The following is a 25,005-nucleotide window of genomic DNA, read 5'->3' as shown; positions in this document are numbered from 1 at the left end:
TCGCCGGGCGGCAAGAATGCCTCGTATGCCTCGCCCTTGCGGCGTTGGCTGCGGGGCATTGTCATTTCTGGGGTTCTGTTTGAAACGGCGTATCGAGATCGGCATCCTCTATTCCCGCTCGGGGAGCTATCAGCTCGTCTCCGATGCGTGCCGCATGGGCGCCATGCGCGCCATCGCCGACATCAATGCCGACCGGAACTCAGGCATCGAGCTGGTGCCGGTCGAGCGCGATCCGCAAAGCAATGCGGACCGCTACGCGACGCTCTGCGAGGACATTTTCAGGACCAGCAGCGCGCGCCATGTCGTCGGCTGCGTCACCTCCTGGAGCCGCAAGGAGACCATCCCCGTGCTGGAGAAGGCCGGCGGCATGCTCTGGTACGCTTGCCCCTATGAAGGCTTCGAGGCCAATGAGCATGTCGTCTACATGCACGCCTGCCCCAACCAGCATCTGGTGCCGCTGATGGCGCATGTCGTGCCGCGTTTCGGCGCCAACGGTTTCCTGCTCGGCTCGAATTATATCTGGGGCTGGGAAATGAACCGCGTCGCGCGCGACCTGATCGCGGACGCCGGCGGCAAAGTGCTGGGCGAACGCTATCTGCGCATCGGCGAGACCGACGTGTCGCGGCTGATCGCGGAAATCCGGGCGACACGGCCGAACTTCATCCTCAACAATCTGATCGGAACCTCGTCCTACGCCTTCCTCGCCGCCTATCGCGATTTGGGCCTTGAAGATTCCGCCTTCAGCCCCGAAAACTGCCCGGTCATCTCCTGCAACCTCACCGAGGGCGAACTGCCGGCGATCGGCGAAACGGGCAAGGGGCATCTGTCGGTCGGGCCGTATTTCGCGCCGCGGCCGGCCGCCTTCGCCTCGTCCTTCGAGGCCTCCGCCTATGCCTCCGTGCAGGTGATGGCCGATGTGCTTTCGCGCGATCCCGATGCCGGCCCGGCGGCGTTTTCCAAAGCCTTTGCCGAACGGCGCTTCTCCACCCGGCTCGGGCCGATCGCCATCGACGCCCACTCCCAGCACGCCACGTTGCCGGTGATCATCGGCCGGATCGCGGACGGCTTCTTCGAGGTGGTCAGCCGCGAGGATGAGGTCGCGCCGGATCCCTATCTGTCGCGTTACGATCCGGCAAAAACATTTGGCCGGCCGCGTCTGCGGGTGGTGTCGTGACCAGAACACCGCGCATCCCCAATCTTGGCGGCGCCAGGGCCTTCATCCTGCATCGCCCGCATCCGACGGTGCAGGCGATCACCAGGCAATTGTCGGCCATCGGCCTGATCGCTCTGGACTGCTGGCCGGAACTGCCGCCCGAGGCGCTGGCCGCCGATTTCGTCTTCTTCGATGCCGATCTCGGTTTCGACGAGCAATTTCCGTGGAGGCCGGGCGAGGCGCCGATGCCGCTGGTGGCGCTGATCGGCTCCGAGGCGCCGGGCCGCATCGAATGGGCGCTGTCGCACAAGGCCGACGCGCAACTCCTGAAGCCGGTCGGCAATGCCGGCGTCTACAGCGCGCTGCTGATCGCAAGGCAGAGTTTCGAGGCGCGAAAACACTTAGCCGGCGAGATTGCCTCGCTGCGCCAGCGCGTCGCAGAGCGCCAGACCATCGTGCGCGCGGTGGCGGCGCTGTCGAAAGGCACGGATGACGAGCGCGCTTATGCGCAGCTGCGCTCGCTGGCGATGAGCTGGCAGATCAGCGTCGAGGATGCCGCGCGCCGGATCGTGGCGATGACAAGCGAGGAAGGAACGGGCGAGGAAGCAACGGGTGAGGAAGGCGGCGATGACCAGTCCCATCGCGCCTGATCTCACCGCGCCAGCGCGCATGCCGACCAAGCCGCGCCCTGGCGTCTGGCGCCGGCTGGTCAAACGCCGGCTGGCGCTGCTCGGCCTGGTCATTGTCGCCATCGTCGTCGCCGGCGCCATGCTCGCGCCATGGCTGACCGGCTATGATCCCAACGAGCAGATGTTCGACGGCCTGACCATCGAGGGCTCGCCGCTGCCGCCGGATGCCAAATTCTGGCTCGGCACCGACCTGCTCGGCCGCGACCTGTTGACCCGCATCCTCTATGGCGCACGCACCTCGCTGATCATAGGCATCGTCGCCAATGGCGTGGCGCTGTTCATCGGCACGCTGGTCGGCGTCACCGCGGGTTATTTCCGCGGTTGGATCGGCGGCGCACTGATGCGCTTCACCGATCTGATGATGGCGTTCCCGGCATTGCTGCTCGCCATCTGCCTGGCGGCGGTGTTCCAGCCGAGCCTGTGGATCGTCGCCATGGTCATCGCGCTGGTCAACTGGGTGCAGACCGCGCGCGTCATCTACACCGAGACGTCCTCGCTGGCCGAACGCGAGTTCATCGATGCCGAACGCACCATCGGCGCCGGCGCGCCACGCATCCTGTTTCGCCACATCTTGCCACATCTCCTGCCGACCATCATCGTCTGGGGCACGTTGGGCATCTCGACCACCGTGCTGCTCGAGGCGACGCTCTCCTTCCTCGGCATCGGCGTGCAGCCACCGACCGCGTCGTGGGGCAACATCATCTTTGAGAACCAGACTTATTTCCAGGCAGCACCCTGGCTGGTGTTCTTCCCCGGCGCCGCGATCCTGGCGCTGGCGCTGGCCTTCAACCTGATCGGCGACGCGCTGCGCGACATCCTCGATCCGACGCAAAGAGGCCGGGCATGATCGCCTATCTCGGCCGTCGCCTGATCCAGTCGGCTCTAATCCTGCTCGGCGTCTCGCTGATCACCTTCGCGCTGCTCTATCTGTTGCCGGCCGACCCGGTGCGCCAGATCGCCGGCCGCAGCGCCACGCCGCAGACGGTCGAGAACATCCGCCAGCAGCTCGGCCTCGATCAGCCCTTTATCGTCCAGTACTGGCGCTACCTGACAAAGCTCATCAGCGGTGATCTCGGCCGCTCCTATATCCAGCGCTCCGAGGTCACCGAACTGATCGTCTCGCGGCTGCCGGCAAGCCTGCTCCTGATGGTCGGAGCCATCCTGTGCGAACTGCTGATCGGGCTCTCGATGGGCCTGATCGCCGCCGTCAAGCGCGGCACCGCCACCGACCAGACTTTGATGGTCGCCTCCTTCGTCGGTGTCTCGGCGCCGCAATTCGTCGTCGGCCTTTTGCTGCTCTATGTCTTTGCCGTGCGGCTGAACTGGTTTCCGATCGGCGGCTACGGCACCTGGCGCCATCTCGTGCTGCCGTCGCTGACCATGGGCATCCTCGGCGCCGGCTGGTATGCGCGCATGATGCGCTCGTCGATGATCGACGTGCTGCGCCAGGATTATGTCCGCACCGCCCGAGCCAAGGGCCTGGCGCGCAGCGCCATCATCTTCCGCCATGCTTTGCCCAACGCCATCCTGCCGGTCATCGCCATGATCGGCATCGACATCGGCATCTTCATGGGCGGCATCGTCGTCGTCGAAAGCGTCTTCGGCTGGCCCGGCATCGGCCAGCTGGCGTGGCAGGCCATCCAGCGCGTCGACATTCCGATCATCATGGGCGTCACGCTGGTCTCGGCCTTCGCCATCGTGCTCGGCAATCTGCTCGCCGACATCATCGCGCCCTTCATCGACCCCCGTATCAAACTGAGATGAGCATCAAGCTCAGATGAAACCAAGAAAACAAACAGAGAAAGGGAACACGACATGAAAAAATTTCTCGCCTCCACAGTGGCTGCATCGGCGCTGGCGCTGATGCTCGGCATGACAAGCGCCCGCGCCGAGGACGCCATCGACCCGAACGCCAAGCAGGGCGGCGCCATCACCATCACCTACAAGGACGACGTCGCCACGCTCGACCCGGCGATCGGCTATGACTGGCAGAACTGGTCGATGATCAAAAGCCTGTTCGACGGTCTGATGGATTACGAACCGGGCACCACCAACCTCAAGCCGGACCTTGCCGAAAGCTACGCGATTTCGCCCGACGGCAAGACCTTCACCTTCAAGCTGCGCCATGGCGTGAAATTCCACAATGGCCGCGAGATGACGGCCGACGACGTGAAATATTCGCTCGACCGCGTCACCAACCCGAAGACGCAGAGCCCCGGCGCCGGCTTCTTCGGCTCGATCAAGGGCTATGACGATGTCGCCGCAGGCAAGGCGACAAGCCTCTCCGGTGTCACCGTCGTCGACCCCAACACGGTCAAGTTCGAGCTGACCCGCCCCGACGCGACCTTCCTGCATGTCATGGCCATCAACTTCTCGCATGTCGTGCCGAAGGAAGAGGTCGAGAAATATGGCGCCGATTTCGGCAAGCATCCGGTCGGCACCGGCGCTTTCAAGCTCGCCGAATGGACGCTCGGACAGCGCATCGTCTTCGAGCGCAACCCGGACTATTGGCACAAGGGCCTGCCGCATTTGGACAAGATCACCTTCGAGATCGGCCAGGAGCCGATCGTGGCGCTGCTGCGCCTGCAGAAGGGTGAGATCGACGTGCCCGGCGACGGCATTCCGCCGGCCAAGTTTCAGGAAGTGATGGCCGATCCCGAACAGAAGGCGCGCGTCGTCGAAGGCGGCCAGCTGCACACCGGCTATGTCACCATGAACACCACCATGGCGCCGTTCGACAATGTGAAGGTGCGCCAGGCCGTCAACATGGCGATCAACAAGGCGCGCATCATCCAGATCATCAACGGCCGCGCCGTGCCGGCCAACCAGCCGCTGCCGCCGTCGATGCCGGGCTACGACAAGGAATACAAGGGCTACCCCTATGACGTCGCCAAGGCCAAGGCGCTGCTGGCCGAGGCCGGCCATCCCGATGGCTTCGACACGCAATTGTTCGCCATGAACACCGATCCCAACCCGCGCATCGCCCAGGCGATCCAGCAGGACCTGGCGGCGATCGGCATCAAGGCCAGCATCCAGTCGCTCGCCCAGGCCAATGTCATCGCCGCCGGCGGCGACAAGGCCGGTGCACCGATGATCTGGTCGGGCGGCATGGCCTGGATCGCCGACTTCCCCGATCCGTCCAACTTCTACGGCCCGATCCTCGGCTGCGCCGGCGCCGTGCCGGGCGGCTGGAACTGGTCGTGGTATTGCAACAAGGATCTCGACGCCAAGGCGGCCGAGGCCGACTCGGTGGTCGATCCGGCCAAGGCGGTCGAGCGCGACAAGATGTGGAGCGCCATTTACGACAAGGTGATGGAAGACGCGCCCTGGGCGCCGGTCTTCAACGAGCAGCGCTTCACCATGAAATCGGCCCGCATGGGCGGCGCCGACAATCTCTATGTCGACCCGGTCCATATTCCGATCAACTATGACAATGTGTACGTAAAAGATGTGCAATAACTGCGACTACACCATCCACGGGCGCCATCACCATTTCGGCTGGGACAATTCGTTTGTCCCGGCCGAGCGGGTGGCGCCCGGCTCGACCATCGAGTTCCAGTGCCTTGATGCTGGGGGCGGCCAATTGAAGGCCGACAGCACGGTCGCCGATATCGCCAAGCTGGACTTCGGCCAGATCAATCCGGTGACCGGGCCGATCTTCGTCGAGGGCGCCGAGCCCGGTGACGCGCTGAAGGTGACGATCGAGATGTTCAAACCGTCCGGCTTCGGCTGGACGGCAAACATTCCGGGTTTTGGGCTGCTCGCCGACGACTTCAGGGAGCCGGCGCTCAACATCTGGAAGTACGACGCCGCCTCGCTCGAACCGGCGCTGTTCGGCAAAAACGCGCGTGTGCCGCTGAAACCCTTTGCCGGCACCATCGGCAACGCCCCGGCTGAGATGGGCCACCATTCGGTGGTGCCGCCGAGGCGCGTCGGCGGCAATCTCGACATCCGCGACCTCGCTGCCGGCACCACGCTTTACCTTCCGGTGGAAGTGGCGGGTGCGCTGTTCTCGGTGGGCGATACGCACGCCGCGCAAGGCGACGGCGAGGTCTGCGGCACGGCGATCGAAAGCCCGATGGATGTCGTGCTCAAGCTCGACCTGGTCAAGGACGCCAGGCTGAAGACGCCGCGCTTCACCACCTCCGGCCCGGTGACACGTCACCTCGACGCCAAGGGCTATGAGGTGACGACCGGCATCGGCCCCGATTTGATGACCGGTGCCAAGGAAGCGGTGGCGCAGATGGTCGACCTGCTCGCCGGGCGGTACAAGATAGACCCGGTCGAGGCCTACATGCTGGCCTCGGTGTGCGGCGATCTCCGCATCAGCGAGATCGTCGATATGCCGAACTGGGTGGTGTCGTTCTACTTCCCGCGCTGCGTGTTTGAATGAACGCAGGCGTGGCCAGAAAACGGACCGGGGCGGCTGCCCCGGTGGCGGCGGGACCGGTGCTCGACATCGCCAACCTGTCCGTCAGCGTGCGTGGCGAGGACGGCGAGCGCGAGGTCGTCTCCAACCTGTCGCTGACGCTGGCGCGGGGCGAAACGCTCTGCATTGCCGGCGAATCCGGCTCCGGAAAGTCGATGACGGCGCTGGCAATCATGCAATTGCTGCCGCAGCCTGCCGCCCGCATATCGTCAGGCAAGATCCGCCTTGGCGACACCGACCTGGCAACCCTCGACGAGCGCCGGATGCGCCGCATTCGCGGCGACCGCATAGCCATGGTCTTCCAGGAGCCGATGACCTCGCTCAATCCGGTGCTGTCGATCGGCCGGCAGCTCACCGAATCGATCGAGGCGCATACCAGCCTGTCGCAGGCTGAGGCGCGTCAACGCGCCATCGAGGCGCTGAAGGCGGTGCGTATTTCCGAAGCCGAAAGCCGGCTAAAACAGTTTCCGCATGAACTGTCCGGCGGCATGCGCCAGCGGGTGATGATCGCCATGGCGCTGGCGCTTGAACCCGACGTGCTGATCGCCGACGAGCCAACGACGGCACTCGACGTCACCGTGCAGGGTGAGGTGCTGGAACTGTTGCGCGACCTGCAGCGCCAGCATGGCACCAGCGTCATCCTCATCACCCACGACATGGGCGTGGTCGCCGAAATGGCCGACCGCGTCATCATCATGCCGGCACGGCCGCATGGTCGAGGAGGGCAAGACGTCGGACATTTTCGCCCGGCCGCAGGCCGACTATACGCGCGAACTGCTCGCCGCCGTGCCGCGCATCGGCAGCGGCGTCGGCCGCCAGAAATCCAGGGATGCGGCCGAAGCCTCAAAACCGACCAACGTCGCCGATGTCAAAGACCTGCATGTCCGCTTCGATCTGCGCGGTGGCGTCTTCGGCCGGGTCACCCGCCGGGTCCATGCGGTCGAGGGCGTCAGCTTCTCGATCGCGCCCAACGAAACGCTGGCGCTGGTCGGTGAATCCGGTTGCGGCAAGTCGACCACCGCCAAGGCGCTGGCCGGACTGGTGCCTTATAGCGGCGACATCGTCATTGGCGGGCGCAATCTCTCTGGTCTCGGTCGCGACGAACGCAAGGCCGTGCGCCGCGACGTGCAGATGATTTTCCAGGACCCCTTCGCCTCGCTCGACCCGCGCATGCGCGTCGGCGATCTCGTCGCCGAGCCGCTGGTGATCCACGGCATCGCCTCGAAGGACGAGCGCCACGCCCGCGTGGCCGCACTGTTCGAGCACGTCGGCCTGTCGGCCGATCAGATGGAACTTTATCCGCACGAATTCTCCGGCGGCCAGCGCCAGCGCGTCTGCATCGCCCGTGCACTCGCCTTGCGGCCGAAGCTGATCATCGCCGACGAAAGCGTGTCGGCGCTCGACGTCTCGGTGCAGGCGCGCGTGCTCGATCTGTTGAAGGAATTGCAGCGCGAATTCGGTGTCGCCTATCTCTTCATTTCGCACGACATGGCGGTGGTCGAGAACATTTCCGACCGCGTCGCCGTCATGTATCTCGGCCAGATCGTCGAGATGGGCACGCGCGACCAGGTCTTTTCCAACCCGCGCCACCCCTACACCAGACGGCTGATCGAGGCCGTGCCGGTGCCCGATCCGGCACAGCGCAGAAGCCGCTTCGCCCGCCTCGACCAGGAAATCCCGAGCGCCACGCGCAGGATCGGCGAGGCCCCGCTGAAACTGGCCTTGCAGGATGTCGGCAACGGCCACCTCGTCGCCGCCAGCAATTAGAGCAATTCCAGGAAAAGTGCGAAACGGTTTTCCGTCCGGAATCGCGTCAAAACAAGGAATTCGCGCAGCCATCTCACTTCGCCAGCTCACGCCGCCGGGGAACGGCTTTCCGGTGGTTTTGCAGGGAACTCGCCCAATGCCTTTAGCGAATACAAGCTTTCGATCTCTTCCGCCGGGCGCCCGGGGAACTGCCGGTTCCAGAGCTGTACGACATGTTCCGCCATTTTCAGCTTGATGGCCAAATCCGTCCCGTATGTGCGCAACACATGGTGATGGATCACCTGCCGTGTGCGCAGCAGGGCCTCTGAATGGGAAGCCATGATGAGGCTGGTTACGCTCTCCCTGTGCCGGCGGTGATGGTTGAGCATTGCGGACTCGTAGGCGACGGAGCCGTTACGGATTGCCTCGAGGATAAAGTACCAATCGCCGCTCGTAGGCAGGGACAGGAGGTGCTCGGCGAAATCGGTCGTGATTTCAAACTTCCGGAAAACCGCGGCACTGATGTTGAAGACCGTATTCCTGACACCCAGCCCGTCGTTGATCTCCTGTTCCGCCGAAACCCGGTAGCTGCGTTTCCATTTGAAATTGGAGAGATCGGTGAGGTACGGGCTGGACGGATAGTCGCCGACGATCTCGCTTCGATCGTTGATGATCTTCGATGCGCAGAAGGCAAATTTCACGCTGGGATCGCGGAACAAGGGCACGAGTGTTTCGAGGAAGCCCGGGTCCGATACGTCGTCGGCTTCGGCGATCCAGATCAGATCGGCCTTTGCAAGCGCTATGCCCTGGAACCACTGAGGATAGGGCGCTCCGGAATTGCTTTCATTGACGACGACACGTGTGCCATGGATGCCGGCATAATAATCCAGAACCGATTGGCTATCGTCTGTCGAGGCATCGTCCAGGATGATGAGCTCGAAATCCTGAAAGGACTGCCCCAGGATACTGTCCATACGCTCGTGCAGATAGCGGGCGTAATTATAGTTCGGCACGATGATCGATACAGCGGGCGGCTTGTTTGCGACCTTACGCATCGTCGACAGCAGGCGTGGAAAGACCCGATCGGTGGAATAATGCCGCCTTGCCTTGACGCTCGCCTGTTTGCCGAGCCGCATCCGCAACGGCTTGTCCCGGATCAGTTTCAGCGTCGCATCGGCCATCGCGGCGGGATCGGCCCATTCGACGATGATGCCGGCATCGTCTTCGACGAAATCCGGTGCCCCGCCGCTGTCTGCGAAGCAGATCACCGGCAATTCGGCGAATGCCGCCTCCAGCATGACACGGCCGAACGGCTCTTCGCGGGAGGTCAGAAGAAACAGATCGGCACCCAGCAGATGGCCGCGCACATCCTCGACATCGCCCAGAAATGTAACCTTTTCGTCCAACCCGTCCGCCCGCAACCTGTCGAGTTGCTGGGACCACGTACCGAGAGCCTCATCCTGTTCCCGCTGCGGAAACGAGCCGAGCCAGTAGAAATGATAGTCCTCGACCCCGCGTGCCCGAAGAATTCGGGCCACCTCGATAAAGAGGTCGGCACCCTTGCGGAATGGCATACCGAGGCCGGATCCCAGGACGATGGTCTTGTCCATCGGCCAGCCGAACAGCCGGCGACGTTCGAGGCGCGGGATTTCCGCACGATTGTGATCGGCGCCGGGTTGCGGAACCGCACTTGGAATGACGTCTATGGCATTCGTTTCGACCTTGTACTCGGCTACCAGATAGTTCCGGACACTTGAGGAGCACGCTATGAATCTCCGCGTGTGGGAAACGACATCCCCCATGTCGTCCTTGGCGTATCGGGCGATGCTCGTTGCCAATTCCCTGGCATGCGTCAGGATAGGGATGCCCAGTTCACCAAGCAGCGCGTGCACACGGCCGGTGGCCAGACTGTTGCAATAGATGAGATCCGGTCTGCCACCGTACCAATCGGTGATGCTGGCCAGCCTCGTGGCGGCCGTCTCGGTCTGCGAAACCAGATCATCCAGAACGACGGTATCGACGATGCGTCGAAACTGTTCGAGCCGTTCACCACCTGCCAGGCACAGCACCTTGATCTCCAGGTCTGTGTGCGCCTGGAGCCACTGCACGATGTCGATCAAAGATGACTGCGCTCCACCGACACCCGCATCGTGCGACACGAACAAAACGCGCCAGGAAGGGTCCTTGCGCGATTTGCCAGCGACTGGTGGAGCCGTCAGGACGTCCCGCGTCTCCTGCAGATAGGCGTATCCATAGCGGGCATCAGGCTCGAGATAGGCTCCCTCCGCCCATTCGTTCCAGGCATTGACGAAGATCAGGCGGCTGTCGAAATCGGCGAAACGATCGCATGTATCGACGACCGCGTTGGCGAGCCATTCTCCATAGAGGGACGGCGACGCGTTGGCCAGAATGTAGGCAGCCGTCATCCTGCGCGCAGTATTGTCCCAGGAGGGGCAAAGTCCGCGAAACAGCGTGTAGGGAACCTGCGGATAGGCGCGGCTGCGATTGGCAAGCTCCGCCCAGTCATAGATCCTCCCCGTGAAGCCGCTGTCGAGCGTCGGGATAGAGGCGCTGATTTCGGGGGATCTTCCAAGACTCGGCGGAAACTCGATGGCGGCGTCGAATCCGAATTCGTCAGGATCGACCATGTCGAATGACTGCGGATAGGCGAGAAAAATCTCGCCGATGCCGGCTTCCCGGCAATAGGCTCTCCAGCGCTGTGCCGTTTCAGCTGCTGACGGAAACAATCCGGGCCGGTAGACCATAAGCAGTGGCTTGCCGCCGATACGGATGTAGCGCCGGTCCCGAAAATAGCCGGATACATATTCGATGAAGGCCAGGTCGTCCTCGGGCGAGTGTGATTGCGGAATCAACACTTCCTGCTCGCGCCCATCCCAGCGGCGGCTCCAGTGCTCGTTTGCCCAATTGATGCAGAAGCCCAGTTCGTGCGCATCGTTTTCGACGAATTGGGTGATCGGCATCTCGAGCAGGCGCCTGCCGTTGAACCAGTAGAAGTGGAAACAGAACCCCGAGATACCGTATTGAAGGGCAATCTCGATCTGCTCCTTCTGGATATCCTTCACCCGCAAATCATAGAAACCGAGGTCAGCCGGCAGCCTGGGTTGATAATGACCCTCGAACAGCGGCACCGCGCGTGTCACGTTCGTCCATTCCGTGAAGCCCTTTCCCCAAAAGGCATCATTTTCGGGGATCGGGTGGAACTGTGGTAGGTAGAAGGCGATGACGCGCGCCCGCAAATCGGCAGGTCGCTTCTCGCTCGATCGTGGCACATAGGTGTCGGGCCTTTGGATGGAGCCACTTACGGCCACGGACAAATTCATGGCCGCGGCACGGGTCTCGCGCTCTTCACTCTTGCCGAAGCGTATGTAGTGATCCAGCGGATTCATCGCCGCCAAAGCGACGTCGCGATACCTGGCCAGATAGTACTCGGTGTCGAAATCCGGATTCGGGTTTCGGAACTCGGCGACGCCATGATCGATATAATGCAGGATCGGGTCGATCCCGCTCGCTGCTACATCCGGATTTTGAGCCAGATACCATGGTTTATCGAACTGTCCGCTGGCGCGAATTCGTTGCCAAACCCGAAATCTCCTCCACCGCTTCCTGCTGGTGCTCGATCTTACAAAGACCATCAAGTCGGATCTATTCAATAGGGTCTGCCTCGCGGGAATCAGGCTGCATTTTCATCGTCCCAGGCAGTTCCGGAGATCTTCGTGCAGATCATTCCGAGTATCCGCTCGAGCGCATGCTGCAATGTGCCGTCTAGCTGACCTGCTTCGCTGGGAAATGACGTCAGGGACAGATCAAGCTGCTTGAGGGGTTCCAGTGCCTCGCGCCGAACCCAGAACATCGTTCCGGCAAAGAAGTCGAGGCGGCAGTCAGTCGCCACCCCCATCGTCTCCAGCAGGTTGAGGATCATCGACTTGTTCTTGCCCCACGCGGCGTCCTCGCTCTTCCATTCATTGGGCAATCGAAAGCGACGGGACCCGATCATGTCCGTCTCCCGCGAACGCTCAAACTCGGCGATGATGCGGTCAACCACGTCGCGGGATCCGATCAGGTCGAAGACACTCGCCTGGCGCCAAACCTCACCAAGGATCATCCGCGGTCCACTCAGATCCGACTTCTTGCCGTGCAGTTTGCAGATGAGATCGAAGGGATCGAGTCGTCCTTCGCGCAGCAATTGGATGAAGGGACCGACGTCGCGACCGCGATTGTCATAGACAATGATCTCGGCGTTCCGAAATCGTGCCTGGACGCGTTGCGCGAGTGCCGCATCGGGTCGGGTCAGTGTGAGGATGAGATGGAACGGACGACCGATCGCCTCCAGCAGCGCCTCGAACTCGGGCCAGAGATCGGGATAATGCAGATGCAACGCAACGGCGATCTTCGGCGCGGCGATGGGCGGGCGTTCCGGAGGTCGGATCGAGGGACCTTCAAAGTGCCGCGACAGGGTCTTCTGCAGATTAGGACTTGCCACCCCAAAGCCCCAAGCGGCGACGCTTTTGAGCGAATGGGTCAAATCGCGCCCTTCCGGTCCCGCAATATGCAGGAGAGGGCGCAGCACAATGCCTTGGCCCAGCGGCAGCTCAAATCGTTTCTGGCGACGGCGGCGGCGCAACACTGTGCCAAGATCCCTGATCGTCAGGGGGCGGATGCTTGCGGCAACGATGTCGCTTCCATCGAATTGCAACACCAGGCCGCCTTCGCTGCTTTTGAGCAGATAGGACGTCCGCTTGATAACCGGCACATAGACGACCCTGTTCGGATGTCCTGGGCGGCGAACAATGAGCCGAAGAAACGGCATCCGCCTGTCTGTCGGCGAAATCTCGACGATGTAGCGTCCCGGCGCGTCGATGGGGATTTCGCTCACGTCACTGCTTCGGTCGACGCCGCATGCCTCTTCTTTTCGCGGCTCGCGGGGCAGGACATCAGGCAAGGCAACTCTGGTGTCGGCAGTGTCAGGCGACATAGCCGCTGTTCCGATTCGCGTGCGATCGGTCAAGGATGCTGTCAAATATACCTATCAGTCGGCCCAGGGAATTGATCAGTCTGTTTCGATTAAGCGTAAGGCAGTAGAAGCCTATTTTCGTTGAATAGCGCAGTATGTCCACAAATGGGCTATAGGCGATGCCGTATTTTTTGCGCAAGTGGATTTCCGAGCGCATCTTCGACCGATACCGGAAGATCCGGGACCGGGTTGATTGCGCAACCGAAGTGCCAACGTCGTGGACGGCATGCGCGCTGCTGACAAGGATCATCGGCTCGTCACGCTGCAGCAGACGATGCGAGAGGTCGTCATCTTCGAAATACAGAAAGATATCCTCATCAAACCCGCCCGTATCAAGGAAGAGCGTTCGTTTGATCATGAACACGCCGCCATTGACGAAGCGGACGCAACAATCCCCCCACACCTGCCGGATACGTGTGGGCAGCGACACGCCGGAAAGGCGATCGATTTCGCTCTGCTCGCGAAACCATAGCCGCCCATCCACCGTGTTTGTGCGCGGCACGAAGACGCCGCAATTCGGGTAGCGTTCAGCCGCCTGCACAAGCGCATCGACGGCGTCCGTCCCAAGACGCACGTCGGGGTTGATGAACAGCAAATACTCCCCCGATGCCGCCGCCGCGCCGATGTTGCAGGCGTGCCCGAAGCCGAGGTTTACAGCATTATCAATACGATGAATGGAAAAGCCCGATAGGGCTGCAGAAGATCGTCGGTACTTGCATTGTCGACGCATATGATCTCCAGCCCTGGCGGCAGGCGAGCGAGCGCACCACGCACGGTATGCGCGCTGTTATGCGTCACGGTAATAGCGGTTATCGACCTATTCATTGCCAAGCCATTCCTGATATCTCAGTTGGCTTCCCCGTGGAAGGCTAGCGATCCATGCGCAATCTAAGCGCTGCCACGCAGGCGGTCGAGTCAATACTCCTGACTAAGATAGGGGTAATGGTCGCGCCAACCCCGCCATGCCACTGGTCACGGCTCACATCGTCGTGCTGCGTCCCTGGCTTCCGGCTGGCGCGATCCAGCCAATCGGCTCGGCTGGCCACCTGGCGGCGGTAAACTCCCGGCGAGGAAGGGCTGCTTCGAACCAGAAATCCGCAACGGCCCCTTGCCGTTCATGCCCATCTTGCTCATGTTCAATACCGTTTGCTGATGATCGTTGGGGGACGGTCGCATTCACAATGGGAGGAAGTTGACCATGAAGGCATGCTATTTCGTTTCCGCCGCGCTTCTCGCCGCGGCTGCAGTCCCCGCCTCGGCCGCCGAAATTTCCGATGGGAAAGTCAAGATCGGCATCCTCAACGACCAATCCGGCGTCTATGCCGATTTCGGCGGCAAATGGTCGGTCGAGGCGGCCAAGATGGCGGTCGAGGATTTTGGCGGCAAGGTGCAGGGCGCGCCGATCGAGATCATCAGCGCCGACCATCAGAACAAGCCTGACATCGCCTCCAACATCGCTCGGCAGTGGTATGACACCGAACAGGTCGATGCCATCATGGAACTGACGACCTCCTCGGTCGCGCTCGCCGTCCAGGGGATTTCCAAGGAAAAGAAGAAAATCGATATCGTCACGGGTGCTGCGACCACCGAGCTGACCGGCAAGCAATGCTCGCCCTATGGCTTCCACTGGGCCTATGACACCCATTCGCAGGCGGTGGGAACAGGCGGCTCCCTGGTGCAGCAGGGCGGCGACAGCTGGTTCTTCGTCACCGTCGACTATGCCTTCGGCTATTCGCTCAAGGAGCAGACCGCCAAGTTCGTCGAGGCCCACGGCGGCAAGGTGCTGGGCGAGGTGCGCTATCCGCTGGGGTCGACCGATTATTCATCCTTCCTGCTGCAGGCGCAGTCGTCGGGCGCCAAGGTCATCGGCCTGGCGAATGCCGGCCTGGACACCTCCAACTCGATCAAGCAGGCGGCTGAATTCGGCATCGTCCAGGGCGGCCAGCGCCTTGCGGCACTTCTGTTCACGCTGGCCGAGGTGCATGGGCTGGGCCTTCAGGCAGCGCAAGGCGTCGTGCTGACCGAGGGCTATTACTGGGATCGCGACGACAAGAGCCGCGAATTCGGACAGCGCTTTTTCAAGCGCACCAACCGCATGCCGAACATGATCCAGGCGGCGACCTATTCGGCGGTGACGCAGTATCTGAAGGCGATCGACAAGGCCGGCACCGACGAGACCGAGGCTGTCGCCAAGCAATTGCATTCAATGCCGGTGGACGACGCCGTTATGACCAACGGCAAGGTGCAGGCGGACGGCAACATGGTCCACGACATGTATCTCTACCAGGTCAAGGCGCCCAGCGAGAGCACCAAGGATTGGGACTACTACAAATATCTCGCCACCATTCCCGGCAACGAGGCCTTCCTGAGCGAGAAGGACAGCGGCTGTCCAACGGCGGCCCAGTGATCGGCGCGGCCCATGGCGCCGCCTGACCTCAACGCGAACGAGCCTCGGGTAGTGCTGTCCGCCCGCGGGCTGCGGCGTGATTTTGCCGGCTTCGTTGCCGTCAAGAATGTCGATCTCGATGTCCGCCACCGCAACATCCATGCGCTGATCGGACCCAACGGCGCCGGCAAGACCACCGTTTTCAACCTGCTCACCAAGTTCCTGGCGCCGACCAGCGGCCGGATCGAACTGCTCGGCCACGACATCACCCGCACCTCGTCGGCGAAAGTGGCGCGGATGGGGCTGGTGCGCTCGTTCCAGATATCGGCGATCTTTCCGCATCTCAGCGTGCTCGACAATGTCCGCGTCGCGCTGCAGCGGCCGGCTGGCCTCGGCGTCCAGTTCTGGCGCTCGCTTGCCGCGCTCGATCGGTTGACGCCGCGTGCCGTGGAGCTGCTGCGTTCCGTCGGTCTCGACGATGCCCGTAACAAATTAGCCGGCGATCTTTCCTATGGCAGGAAGCGCGTGCTCGAGATCGCCACGACCCTGGCGCTCGATCCGAAAGTGCTGCTCTTGGACGAGCCGATGGCCGGTATGGGACATGAGGACGTGGCCACGGTTTCCGCCCTCATTCGTTCGGTCGCCGGCGACCGCGCTGTTCTGATGGTCGAGCACAATCTGACTGTCGTCGCCGATCTCTGCGACTGGATAACGGTCATGCAGCGCGGCGAGGTGCTTGCGGCCGGCGACTACGCCACGGTCAGCCGCGACGAACGTGTGAAGGTCGCCTATATGGGCACCGCCGATGACTAGCGCCGCGCCCCTGCTCGCGGTCCGCGGTCTCAACGCCTGGTATGGCGAGGGCCATGCGCTGCACGGCGTCGATCTTGAGGTGTTTGCCGGCGAGACGGTGACGCTGCTCGGCCGCAACGGCGTCGGCAAGACGACGACGCTGCGCGCCATCATGGGGCTGATCCGCAAGCGAACCGGCGAGGTCATTTTCGACGGAGCCGACCTGATGCGGCTGCCGCTGCACCGCACCGCGCATCAAGGCATAGGCTTCGTGCCCGAGGAGCGCGGCATCTTCGCGACGCTGACCGTCGACGAGAACCTGGTCCTGCCGCCAATCGTCGCCGAGGGTGGCATGAGCGTCGCTGAGATATTCGATCTCTTCCCCAATCTGAAGGAGCGGCGCAACAGTCCCGGCACGAGGCTGTCGGGCGGCGAACAGCAGATGCTGGCGATCGCGCGCATGCTGCGGACCGGCGTGAAGATGCTGCTTCTCGACGAACCGACCGAGGGCCTGGCGCCCGTCATCGTGCAGCGCATCGGCGAGTTGCTGGTGACGTTGAAGAAGCGTGGCATGACGATCCTGCTGGTCGAGCAGAATTTCCGCTTCGCCAGCCGTGTCGCCGATCGTTTCTATCTGATGGAGCACGGCAAGGTCGTGGCCGGGTTCCCGGTCGGCGAACTCGCTGACCGCATGACGCAGCTCCACGACGTTCTGGGGGTATGACGGCGCCATGACGATGATCTTCGGAATCCCCGTCCAGGCGCTCCTCGGCCAGTTGCTGGTCGGGCTGATCAATGGCTCCTTCTACGCCATGCTGAGCCTGGGTCTGGCTGTCATTTTCGGCCTGCTGCGCGTCATCAATTTCGCCCACGGCGCCCAATATATGCTCGGCGCCTTCGTCGGTTATCTCTTGCTCACCTATCTCGGCATCGGCTATTGGCCCGCACTGATCCTCGCGCCGCTGATTGTCGGCCTCTTCGGCATCGTCGTCGAGCGCCTGGCGCTGTCGCGGCTTTACGACACCGATCCGCTCTATGGCCTGCTCTTCACCTTCGGTCTCGCGCTCGTGCTCGAAGGCATATTCCGCTACTATTACGGCGTGTCGGGAAATCCCTACGCCGTGCCGCCGCTGCTTGCGGGCGGCACCAATCTCGGCTTCATGTTCCTGCCCAATTATCGCGGCTGGGTCGTGGTCGCCTCTGCGATCGTCTGCTTCGGAACCTGGGCGCTGATCGAGAAGACCAGGCTCGGCTCCTATCTGCGCGCGGCAACCGAGAATCCGCGTCTGGTCCAGGCCTTCGGCGTCAATGTGCCGTTGCTGCTGACGTTGACCTACGGCCTCGGCTCCGCCCTTGCCGGCCTTGCCGGCATTCTGGCGGCACCGATCTATCAGGTGAGCCCGCTTATGGGATCCGATCTCATCATCGTCGTCTTCGCGGTCGTCGTGATCGGCGGCATGGGATCGATCCTCGGCGCGATCGTCACCGGCTACATGCTCGGCCTCGCCGAGGGCCTGACCAAGGTCTTCTATCCCGAGGCTTCCAACCTCGTGGTCTTCGTCATCATGGCGATCGTGCTTCTGGTCCGGCCGGCCGGCCTGTTCGGAAGGGAAGCCTGACATGTCGGAAGAGACATCGGACATATCAGGGCTGACGCTGCGCGAGACATCAGCCAGAACCTCGGGCTGGCTTGAATGGACGCTGGTCGGGCTCGGCATAGCGGCGCTGCTGGCGGCGCCATTCCTGGTCTATCCGATCTTCCTGATGAAGATGCTGTGTTTCGCGCTGTTCGCCTGCGCGTTCAATCTCTTGCTCGGCTACACCGGCCTGCTGTCTTTCGGCCACGCCACCTTCTTTGGCGGCGCCGCCTACTTCACCGCCCATGCCGTCAAGGTGTGGGGCTGGCCGCCGGAAGCCGGCATCCTGCTCGGCGTGGCGGGCGCGGCGCTGCTCGGCCTCGTCATGGGTTTCTTCGCCATCCGCCGGCAAGGCATCTATTTCGCCATGATCACGCTGGCGCTGTCGCAGATGTTCTTCTTCTTCTGCGTCCAGGCGCCCTTCACGCAAGGCGAGGACGGCATTCAGGGCGTGCCGCGCGGCATGCTGTTGTTCGGCGTCCTCGACCTGAACGTCTCGCTGAACATGTATTATTTCGTGCTGGCGGTGGTCCTGATCGGCGTCTTCGCCATCTGGCGCATCGTCAATTCGCCCTTCGGCATGATCCTGCGCTCGATCCGCGAAAACGAGAACCGCGCCATCTCGCTGGGCTATTCCGTCGCCAACTACAAGCTCGGCGCCTTCGTCATGTCGGCCGCGCTGGCCGGGCTGGCAGGCTCCCTCAAGGCGATTGTCTTCCAGTTCGCCACGCTCACCGACGTCACCTGGCAGATGTCGGGTGAGGTGATCCTGATGACGCTGCTCGGCGGCATCGGCACGATGGTCGGACCGATCATCGGCGCGAGCCTCGTCGTCGGGCTGGAAAACACCCTTGCCACCTCCGGTTTCCCGGTGACCATCGCCACCGGGCTGATCTTCATGGTCTGCGTGCTGATCTTCCGGCGCGGCATCGTCGGCGAACTTTATGCGCGACTTCTCGAGCGGCCGAGCAAGGACTGATCAGCTCCAGATCGACTGCGCGCGATTGAGGGGATCGCGAGGCAAGTGAGGCAAGGCAGTGTCAAGTTCGAGCCGGCGGTGAAGAAGAACGGAGCCATCGCACGCAAGGCGTCTGCCTCCGTGGGTATGGACGGGCTCACTGATGCGCAATATGGATGGGGATGAGGGCTGCTGTGGCGCTCACATTTTCACCGCGTCGCTAGGGCAGGTGACGTTCGTTGAATGACGCTGCGCAGGGCGGGTTGGCCTTCTGGTCCGACGCCGCCCGCGGAAGTGTCGATATCGGGGGATATGGTCAATGACTGACAACAAGCCAGACGTTACCAAGGATTGGCAAGCGACGCAGGGCCAGAAGTCGTCCGCCACGCGTCTTCGCCTTTTCGCCGCACTCTCGTGGATCGTCGCCATTGGCGGCGAGATCTACGGGATTATCCTGCTTCGCCAGAACAAGTTCGACCAGGGACACCTGCCGCTGATCATCGGCCTTCTGGTCGGCATTGCGATTTTCGCAATCGCCGGCAACTTGCTGTGGAAGGCGGCCAACAGGCACGATCCGGCGCGTGCATCCGACGCGGCCAGTTTTTTCTTCCAGAACCAGCTCGGCGCAATCATCACGCTGATTGCCTTCCTCCCGCTGGTTTTCCTGATCCTCTCCGACAAAAACATGGATCCGCAGACCAAGAAGGTTGCCGGCGGCCTCGGCGCTGCGCTGGCCGTGCTCGCGACGGTCATGGGGATCAGTTTCAAACCGCCGTCGGTCGAACAGTACACCCAGGATATGAACACATGCGCGGCCCAGATCAAGTCGGGCCAGCCTACCACTGCCTGTTCGCCTGACGTCGCCGCTCAGGCGCAGGCGATCGCCACGGACAGCGCCGCGGTGACGGCGGCGACGCAGGACGCGAGCCACCCCGCCGGTCAGGATGTCGTCTACTGGATCGCGCCCGAAAACGGAGCCGCGAAGTCCACGGAGCCGCATGTTTTCCACCTCTGCGCAGGCGTGAGTCCGCTGAAGGACAAGACGGTGAATAGCGGCTCCGTGACGGAGGCCTACGCACAGAACGCTATCCGCATCACGAAGCAGATCGATATGGAACAGAAGCAGTGCGGGTTTACCGCCAAAGCCAGCACCAACTGAACCGACCCGCGCTCGATCGTCAGCGCCTACAGCATCATGGTGCCAGCAAGCGCCCGGGTGCCTTGGTCGCCGACGATTGCGGCTAGCGTGGAGCCGGTTCGTGCCGAGATCAGGTTGGAGGAGAGGTTGCCCCTCCAGCTTGACCCAGATTTCGCTACAGACGTCTTGAGGTGGGAGTGTCGTCTGTCCGCTTCTCGCGGGCGAGCACAAGAAGGGGTGTCACTCGTAGGCAAATCCAGCGATTGCGCTGTAAGCTGCTGAAATCCTTAACGCGATTTTCACTCCACTAGCCTAGCTACTTGCCCCTATGACGCACTCGATGCAGCCTGTTCAAGGGTCCGCCCCTCTGGGGCAGGGTGAATCCGTGGACGCCGGGATTCTCCGGGATCAGTTGGCTGATCTGCGGACCGGGATCTTCATTTCGATGCCTATCGGCACTGTCCTCTCGGCCCTGATCCTGGCCGTGCAGATGCTTTCGGGCGGCGGCCTTGCTGCGGTGCTGTGGTTTGCGGCGGTCGGCGCAATAAATTGCGCACGCATAGCACTTGCTCTCTCTCAATCAGACAGGGCCGACAGCCGGCTGAAACCGGTCGGTGCACGGCTTTCTTCTTATGGGATTCTGGCTCTGGCGTCGGGCATCGCCTGGTCTTTTCTGGCGGTGCTGACCGATGGATACACCACGCCCCAGGCGCCGATCTATCTGATCGTTCTCGCCGGCGCGTCGGCCGGTGCCGTCACCTACGGAACATCATACGCCCCGTCCTCGATCAGCTTCATGACGCTGCCGCTTTTGGTCACCATCGGATGCCTTTTGGCAAAAGGCGGTGTCGAGAATTATATTCTGGCTTTCACAGTCCTGCTTTTTCTCGCTGGAATGATCAGAAGCGCGCTTCTTGGGCAAGCCCGCTTCCGCGAGGCGAGCCGCCTCAAATACGAGGCGAAGGCGTTCGCCACCGAGATGGAGCGAAACTCCAGGCGGGATCCGCTGACGAATTTGCTCAACCGGTACGGGCTTGAGCAGGCCATCCGCCAACTCGGACTTGCCGACGGTCCGTTCGTGGCCATGCTGATCGACCTGGACGGCTTCAAATCCGTCAACGACACCTATGGCCACAATATCGGTGACGGCCTGCTGGTCAGGGTTGCGCGCAGAATAGAGAACCATGCGCCACCAGGCGCAACCATTTCGCGCATCGGCGGAGACGAGTTCGTGCTGCTCTTTCCTGCCGGGAAATCCGCGCTTTCGACCGACGAACTGGCATCCTCGATCATCGCGGCAATCGCAAATCCGGATCCGGTGTTGAATTCGGTGCGCGTCGGCGCTTCGATCGGCATCTATGTGTCGGAGAGACCGCAATTGACGGAGATGCTGCTGCGGGCGGACTTCGCGCTTTATGCGGCCAAGCGCAGTGGCAGGAATGAATACCGTCTCTTCGATGCCGGGCTCGATCGCGGGCTCGAGCGCAAGCATTGCATCGAGCGCGATCTGCGCGGGGCCATCGAAACAGGCACGCTTTGCTCATGGTTCCAGCCCATGGTGCGACTGGACACGAATGCCGTCGTCGGCTTCGAGGCGCTGCTGCGCTGGCGACACCCGGTTCACGGGCCCATTTCCCCGCCTGAGATCGTCACCGCGGCGCGTGAAACCGGGCTGCTTTCCCTGTTGACGGAAACCGTGTTTCTCAACTGCTGCGCCATGATCGAAGAGCTGGTGAGAAGCGGGCGTCAGCATGTTCGGGTCGCGATGAATCTCTCGCCGCGCGAGCTCGAGGCAGGCAATGTCGATGAAATGATCCTCGACAGCCTCAGGACGAAGAATGTCCCTGTGGCGATGCTCGAGATAGAGATCACGGAAGAAGCGCCCGTGGATCGCGACAGAGTTGACGAAAAGCTGGAACGCCTGGCGGATGCGGGCCTATCGATTGTGCTGGATGATTTCGGCACCGGTTTTTCGACGCTGGTTTCGCTGAAGGACAGCCGAATCCGCAAGATCAAGATCGACAAGGACTTCGTTCGCGATCTCGCCAAGTCCGTGGAAGATCAGGCCCTGGTCAAGGCGGTCATCGATCTCGGGCGAACGCTGGGAATGGAGGTGGTCGCCGAGGGGGTCGAAACGGACGCGGACCGTATGATCCTGCGGTCGCTCGATTGCATGATCGCGCAGGGTTTTCTGTTCTCGGCAGCACTTCCCATGCATGATGCGCTGGCCTTCGAGCCAGGCCGCTTCGACACCTCTGCCGCCGCCAAAGCCCTTTTTGATCCCGCAGCGGGCCTGCTGCGCAAATCGCAAACCGGCAACGCCGCTTAAGCAACGGCCGCACGCCGACCGGCGGCGACGAGCCGACATCGGTGCTCGACGTCTCCATCCAGGCGCAGATCCTCAACCTGTTGAAGAACCTGCAGGAAGCATTGCGCCTGACCATGCTGTTCATCAACCACGACCTGCCGCGCCGCGACCGCATCGCCGTGATGAGGCAGGCGAAATTTGCGAACTGGCGCCAACCGACGAGCTCTTCGAGCGGCCGAGCCACGCTTATACGCGTGAATTGCTGAGGCTGATGCCGAGGCTTTGAGTGGGGTGGGTGAGTGCTGGCGAAAGTGGTCGGGGCGCTATGTGCAACGACGTTGAGGCATTCCGCAGCGATCGCCTCGCATGAAGGACGCCAGGCGCCGATGTGCAGGGGTCTTGAGATGGGCCGGTGAACGAACCCGCTGCGCGGGAGGGCGCCTGCGATTGAGGTAGAGGGCACAGGCCGGGCGTCGCGCCTGCATTGAGCGTCGTCCGGCGGGGGCAGAGCATGACGGGCTTCTTCAACAAGGAGCCTGACCATGCAGCACCCCGTTCTCGATGGACCCGTCAGCCTGCTGCGCCGGCGGCTGATCGACGACATGAACATGCGGCGCTTCTCACGCGAGACGCAGCGCAACTATCTCCGCGACATCGGACGCCTGGCGACATTCCTCGGGCGCTCACCAGACACCGCTACCGCCGACGACCTGCGCCGGTTCCAGATCGAGCAGCAGGAGGACGGCGTTCCCGTGCCAACGATGAACAGCATCGTGTCGGCGCTGCGCTTCTTCTTCACCCACACGCTCGACCGCCCGGACCTGGCGCGCAGGCTTGTCCGGCTGGCGCATCCGCGCAACCTGCCCGTGGTGCTCAGCCGCGACGAGGTGGCCCGGCTGCTCAACGCCACCACGTGTCTCAAGCACCAGGCCGCATTGTCAGTCGCCTATGGCGCGGGCCTGCGGGTCGCCGAGGTGTCGATGCTGAAGGTTGCCGACGTCGACAGCGAGCGCATGCTGCTGCGCGTCGAGCGTGGCAAGGGCGGGCGCTATCGCAACGCCATGCTCTCGGAGGACCTGCTCACGCTTCTGCGGGAGTGGTGGAAGGTCGGACGTCAGCAGGGCGTGATGCACCGCGACGGCTGGCTGTTCCCCGGACAGCATGCGATGAAGCCGATCAGCACGCGGCAGCTCTATCGCATAGTCGTCGAGGCGGCCCAGGCCGCCGACATCGCCAAGCGGGTCGGGCCGCACACGCTGCGCCACAGCTTCGCCACCCACCTGCTGGAGGACGGCACCGACATCCGGATCATCCAGGTCCTGCTCGGGCATGCCAAGCTCAACAACACCGCCCTTTACGCGAAGGTGGCGACCCGGACGGTGCGTGCCGTGACGAGCCCGCTCGACAAACTGGGGCTGTTCAAGCCGGGAGAGGTCTCGCCCGACATCTGAGCCGTGCGCGCCTCGATCGAGGTCGCGGACATCTTCCGTGCTGCCGGACCCGCTTACCGGGCCGCCCATGCAGGTCACCTGAGCCTCGCCCAGCTCAAGGTCATGTCGGCGATCGAGTATTGCCGCACCGCAGCCCTTGGCGGTCACGTCGAGGCTTGCGAGGACTGCGGCCAATGGCGGATCGCCTACAACTCCTGCCGCAACCGGCACTGCCCGAAGTGCCAGGGCGCGATGGCACGGACATGGTTGGCCGAGCGCGAGGCCGACCTGCTGCCGGTCGGCTACTTCCATGTCGTGTTCACGCTGCCCGCCGAGGTCGCCGACATCGCGTACCAGAACAAGGCGCTCGTCTACGACCTGCTGTTCAAGGCGGCAGCGGAGACGATGCTGACTATCGCCGCCGACCCAAGACACCTCGGCGGGCGCATCGGTATCACCGCGGTGCTCCACACCTGGGGATCGGCGATGACGCACCATCCGCACCTGCACATGATCGTGCCGGGCGGCGGCATCGCGCCGGACGGAAGCCGCTGGATATCTTCTCGGTCGGCCTTCCTGCTTCCGGTGCGCGTACTCGGCAAGCTGTTCCGACGGCTCTTCCTCACCCGGCTGGTCGCGCTACACGACGCAGGACGGCTCGCCTTCTTCGGATCGATGGCGCACCTGTCCGCGCGGCAGGCATTCGTGCGGCACCTGTCGCCGGTCCGCAAGAAGCGCTGGGTGGTGTACGCCAAGGCGCCGTTCGCCGGGCCGGAGGCGGTGCTCGCCTATCTGTCCCGCTATACCCACCGGGTTGCGATCTCGAACCGCCGCCTCATCCGGTTCGATGAGGCAGGGGTCACGTTCCGCTACAAGGACTATCGTCGTGACGGCACCGATCGGCAGCAGGTCATGACGCTCGCCACCGACGAGTTCATCCGCCGATTCCTGCTCCACATCCTGCCACGTGGCTTCCACCGCATCCGGCACTACGGCCTGCTCGCCGGCTCCGCTCGCAAGACCAGCCTCGCACGCGCCCGCGAACTGCTGAACGTCGTTGCGCCGTCGGAGGACGACAACTCGGTAGAACCGACTGATTTCCGTCCGCCATGCCGGTGCTGCGGCGGAAGCATGATCATCATCGAGACGTTCGAACGGTGGCGACAGCCGCGCGGACCGCCGGACACCACGGCGACGAACCGGGAGAACTCTCCATGACCCGGCATGGCATGCTCCAGCCTTCAGCCGCAGGCACTCAGCCTCCGGCAACGGACCCACGCGTGTCCATGGTCATTATCGACGCCGAA

General features: G+C 62.8%; 18 protein-coding genes and 2 pseudogenes. 17 read left to right on the top strand and 3 right to left on the bottom strand.

Annotated elements, in window-relative coordinates; genetic code table 11:
- Positions 1-79: 79 nt before the first annotated feature.
- The 7 genes and pseudogenes from AC0V7N_RS04355 (at position 80) to AC0V7N_RS04325 (ending at position 8,038) form a co-directional block, all read left to right on the top strand.
- On the top strand, positions 80-1,174 hold the full coding sequence (locus AC0V7N_RS04355; RefSeq protein WP_475455032.1) for a transporter substrate-binding protein: 1,095 nt from the start codon (positions 80-82) through the stop codon (positions 1,172-1,174).
- Positions 1,171-1,803 carry an ANTAR domain-containing response regulator gene (locus AC0V7N_RS04350; protein WP_475455030.1) on the top strand — a complete coding sequence of 211 codons (633 nt, stop codon included), beginning with the start codon at positions 1,171-1,173 and terminating at the stop codon, positions 1,801-1,803. Before AC0V7N_RS04355 ends, AC0V7N_RS04350 begins: the two co-directional genes overlap by 4 nt.
- Positions 1,781-2,689 (top strand): ABC transporter permease, encoded by a 909-nt coding sequence (locus tag AC0V7N_RS04345; RefSeq protein WP_475455028.1) that lies wholly within the window; start codon positions 1,781-1,783, stop codon positions 2,687-2,689. The genes AC0V7N_RS04350 and AC0V7N_RS04345 overlap by 23 nt, the downstream gene beginning before the upstream one ends.
- Positions 2,686-3,606, top strand: a complete 921-nt coding sequence (locus AC0V7N_RS04340; protein WP_475455026.1) for an ABC transporter permease — start codon at positions 2,686-2,688, stop codon at positions 3,604-3,606. The genes AC0V7N_RS04345 and AC0V7N_RS04340 overlap by 4 nt, the downstream gene beginning before the upstream one ends.
- Before the next feature lie 51 nt (positions 3,607-3,657).
- Positions 3,658-5,301 (top strand): ABC transporter substrate-binding protein, encoded by a 1,644-nt coding sequence (locus tag AC0V7N_RS04335; RefSeq protein ID WP_475455023.1) that lies wholly within the window; start codon positions 3,658-3,660, stop codon positions 5,299-5,301.
- A complete protein-coding gene (locus AC0V7N_RS04330; protein WP_475455021.1) occupies positions 5,291-6,235 on the top strand; it encodes an acetamidase/formamidase family protein in 945 nt (314 codons plus the stop codon). Before AC0V7N_RS04335 ends, AC0V7N_RS04330 begins: the two co-directional genes overlap by 11 nt.
- Positions 6,232-8,038, top strand: a pseudogene (locus AC0V7N_RS04325) (ABC transporter ATP-binding protein). The gene AC0V7N_RS04330 and the pseudogene AC0V7N_RS04325 overlap by 4 nt, the downstream one beginning before the upstream one ends.
- 86 nt (positions 8,039-8,124) lie before the next feature.
- On the opposite strand, the gene AC0V7N_RS04320 reads toward AC0V7N_RS04325, so the two are convergent.
- Genes AC0V7N_RS04320 through AC0V7N_RS04310 form a run of 3 tightly spaced genes read right to left on the bottom strand, consistent with a single transcriptional unit; the run spans position 8,125 to position 13,779 of the window.
- Positions 8,125-11,670: a glycoside hydrolase family 99-like domain-containing protein gene (locus AC0V7N_RS04320; RefSeq protein ID WP_496627731.1), complete on the bottom strand. Its 3,546-nt coding sequence runs from the start codon at positions 11,668-11,670 to the stop codon at positions 8,125-8,127.
- A gap of 38 nt (positions 11,671-11,708) precedes the next feature.
- On the bottom strand, positions 11,709-13,010 hold the full coding sequence (locus AC0V7N_RS04315) for a rhamnan synthesis F family protein (RefSeq protein ID WP_475455015.1): 1,302 nt from the start codon (positions 13,008-13,010) through the stop codon (positions 11,709-11,711).
- Positions 13,000-13,779, bottom strand: coding sequence for a glycosyltransferase (locus AC0V7N_RS04310; protein ID WP_496627730.1), 780 nt, complete (start codon positions 13,777-13,779; stop codon positions 13,000-13,002). The genes AC0V7N_RS04315 and AC0V7N_RS04310 overlap by 11 nt, the downstream gene beginning before the upstream one ends.
- Positions 13,780-14,247: 468 nt before the next feature.
- Here AC0V7N_RS04310 and AC0V7N_RS04305 point away from each other — a divergent pair, with 468 nt between their 5' ends.
- The 10 genes and pseudogenes from AC0V7N_RS04305 to AC0V7N_RS04260 all read left to right on the top strand — a co-directional run bounded on the left by AC0V7N_RS04305 (position 14,248) and on the right by AC0V7N_RS04260 (position 24,916).
- Positions 14,248-15,456 carry an ABC transporter substrate-binding protein gene (locus tag AC0V7N_RS04305; RefSeq protein WP_475455011.1) on the top strand — a complete coding sequence of 403 codons (1,209 nt, stop codon included), beginning with the start codon at positions 14,248-14,250 and terminating at the stop codon, positions 15,454-15,456.
- 12 nt (positions 15,457-15,468) lie between these two features.
- Positions 15,469-16,248 (top strand): ABC transporter ATP-binding protein, encoded by a 780-nt coding sequence (locus AC0V7N_RS04300; protein ID WP_475455009.1) that lies wholly within the window; start codon positions 15,469-15,471, stop codon positions 16,246-16,248.
- Positions 16,241-16,951 (top strand): ABC transporter ATP-binding protein, encoded by a 711-nt coding sequence (locus AC0V7N_RS04295; RefSeq protein WP_475455007.1) that lies wholly within the window; start codon positions 16,241-16,243, stop codon positions 16,949-16,951. The genes AC0V7N_RS04300 and AC0V7N_RS04295 overlap by 8 nt, the downstream gene beginning before the upstream one ends.
- Positions 16,952-16,958: 7 nt before the next feature.
- A complete protein-coding gene (locus tag AC0V7N_RS04290) occupies positions 16,959-17,846 on the top strand; it encodes a branched-chain amino acid ABC transporter permease (RefSeq protein ID WP_475455005.1) in 888 nt (295 codons plus the stop codon).
- A 1-nt stretch (position 17,847) separates the two neighbouring features.
- On the top strand, positions 17,848-18,843 hold the full coding sequence (locus AC0V7N_RS04285) for a branched-chain amino acid ABC transporter permease (protein WP_475455003.1): 996 nt from the start codon (positions 17,848-17,850) through the stop codon (positions 18,841-18,843).
- A gap of 298 nt (positions 18,844-19,141) precedes the next feature.
- Positions 19,142-19,981 (top strand): hypothetical protein, encoded by an 840-nt coding sequence (locus AC0V7N_RS04280; RefSeq protein ID WP_475455001.1) that lies wholly within the window; start codon positions 19,142-19,144, stop codon positions 19,979-19,981.
- A gap of 424 nt (positions 19,982-20,405) precedes the next feature.
- Positions 20,406-22,289, top strand: a complete 1,884-nt coding sequence (locus AC0V7N_RS04275) for a putative bifunctional diguanylate cyclase/phosphodiesterase (RefSeq protein ID WP_475454999.1) — start codon at positions 20,406-20,408, stop codon at positions 22,287-22,289.
- 26 nt (positions 22,290-22,315) lie between these two features.
- Positions 22,316-22,554, top strand: a pseudogene (locus AC0V7N_RS04270) (ABC transporter ATP-binding protein); the annotation flags it as partial.
- A 256-nt stretch (positions 22,555-22,810) separates the two neighbouring features.
- Positions 22,811-23,719, top strand: coding sequence for a tyrosine-type recombinase/integrase (locus tag AC0V7N_RS04265; RefSeq protein WP_475454997.1), 909 nt, complete (start codon positions 22,811-22,813; stop codon positions 23,717-23,719).
- A 3-nt stretch (positions 23,720-23,722) separates the two neighbouring features.
- A complete protein-coding gene (locus AC0V7N_RS04260) occupies positions 23,723-24,916 on the top strand; it encodes an IS91 family transposase (protein ID WP_475453809.1) in 1,194 nt (397 codons plus the stop codon).
- The last annotated feature ends 89 nt before the right edge of the window (positions 24,917-25,005 follow it).

The organism is Mesorhizobium kamtschaticum (assembly GCF_056174585.1).
This window is presented reverse-complemented; position numbering and strand designations above follow the sequence as displayed.

What these genes read in the sequence shown, in the direction of transcription:
- AC0V7N_RS04305 (WP_475455011.1), top strand. Translation starts at nt 14,248, where the DNA reads ATGAAGGCATGCTATTTCGTTTCCGCCGCGCTTCTCGCCGCGGCTGCA.
- AC0V7N_RS04295 (WP_475455007.1), top strand. Translation starts at nt 16,241, where the DNA reads ATGACTAGCGCCGCGCCCCTGCTCGCGGTCCGCGGTCTCAACGCCTGG.
- AC0V7N_RS04340 (WP_475455026.1), top strand. Translation starts at nt 2,686, where the DNA reads ATGATCGCCTATCTCGGCCGTCGCCTGATCCAGTCGGCTCTAATCCTG.
- AC0V7N_RS04285 (WP_475455003.1), top strand. Translation starts at nt 17,848, where the DNA reads ATGTCGGAAGAGACATCGGACATATCAGGGCTGACGCTGCGCGAGACA.
- AC0V7N_RS04315 (WP_475455015.1), bottom strand. Translation starts at nt 13,010, where the DNA reads ATGTCGCCTGACACTGCCGACACCAGAGTTGCCTTGCCTGATGTCCTG.
- AC0V7N_RS04280 (WP_475455001.1), top strand. Translation starts at nt 19,142, where the DNA reads ATGACTGACAACAAGCCAGACGTTACCAAGGATTGGCAAGCGACGCAG.
- AC0V7N_RS04320 (WP_496627731.1), bottom strand. Translation starts at nt 11,670, where the DNA reads ATGGTCTTTGTAAGATCGAGCACCAGCAGGAAGCGGTGGAGGAGATTT.
- AC0V7N_RS04290 (WP_475455005.1), top strand. Translation starts at nt 16,959, where the DNA reads ATGACGATGATCTTCGGAATCCCCGTCCAGGCGCTCCTCGGCCAGTTG.
- AC0V7N_RS04330 (WP_475455021.1), top strand. Translation starts at nt 5,291, where the DNA reads ATGTGCAATAACTGCGACTACACCATCCACGGGCGCCATCACCATTTC.
- AC0V7N_RS04335 (WP_475455023.1), top strand. Translation starts at nt 3,658, where the DNA reads ATGAAAAAATTTCTCGCCTCCACAGTGGCTGCATCGGCGCTGGCGCTG.
- AC0V7N_RS04275 (WP_475454999.1), top strand. Translation starts at nt 20,406, where the DNA reads ATGCCTATCGGCACTGTCCTCTCGGCCCTGATCCTGGCCGTGCAGATG.
- AC0V7N_RS04310 (WP_496627730.1), bottom strand. Translation starts at nt 13,779, where the DNA reads ATGCGTCGACAATGCAAGTACCGACGATCTTCTGCAGCCCTATCGGGC.
- AC0V7N_RS04345 (WP_475455028.1), top strand. Translation starts at nt 1,781, where the DNA reads ATGACCAGTCCCATCGCGCCTGATCTCACCGCGCCAGCGCGCATGCCG.
- AC0V7N_RS04265 (WP_475454997.1), top strand. Translation starts at nt 22,811, where the DNA reads ATGCAGCACCCCGTTCTCGATGGACCCGTCAGCCTGCTGCGCCGGCGG.
- AC0V7N_RS04300 (WP_475455009.1), top strand. Translation starts at nt 15,469, where the DNA reads ATGGCGCCGCCTGACCTCAACGCGAACGAGCCTCGGGTAGTGCTGTCC.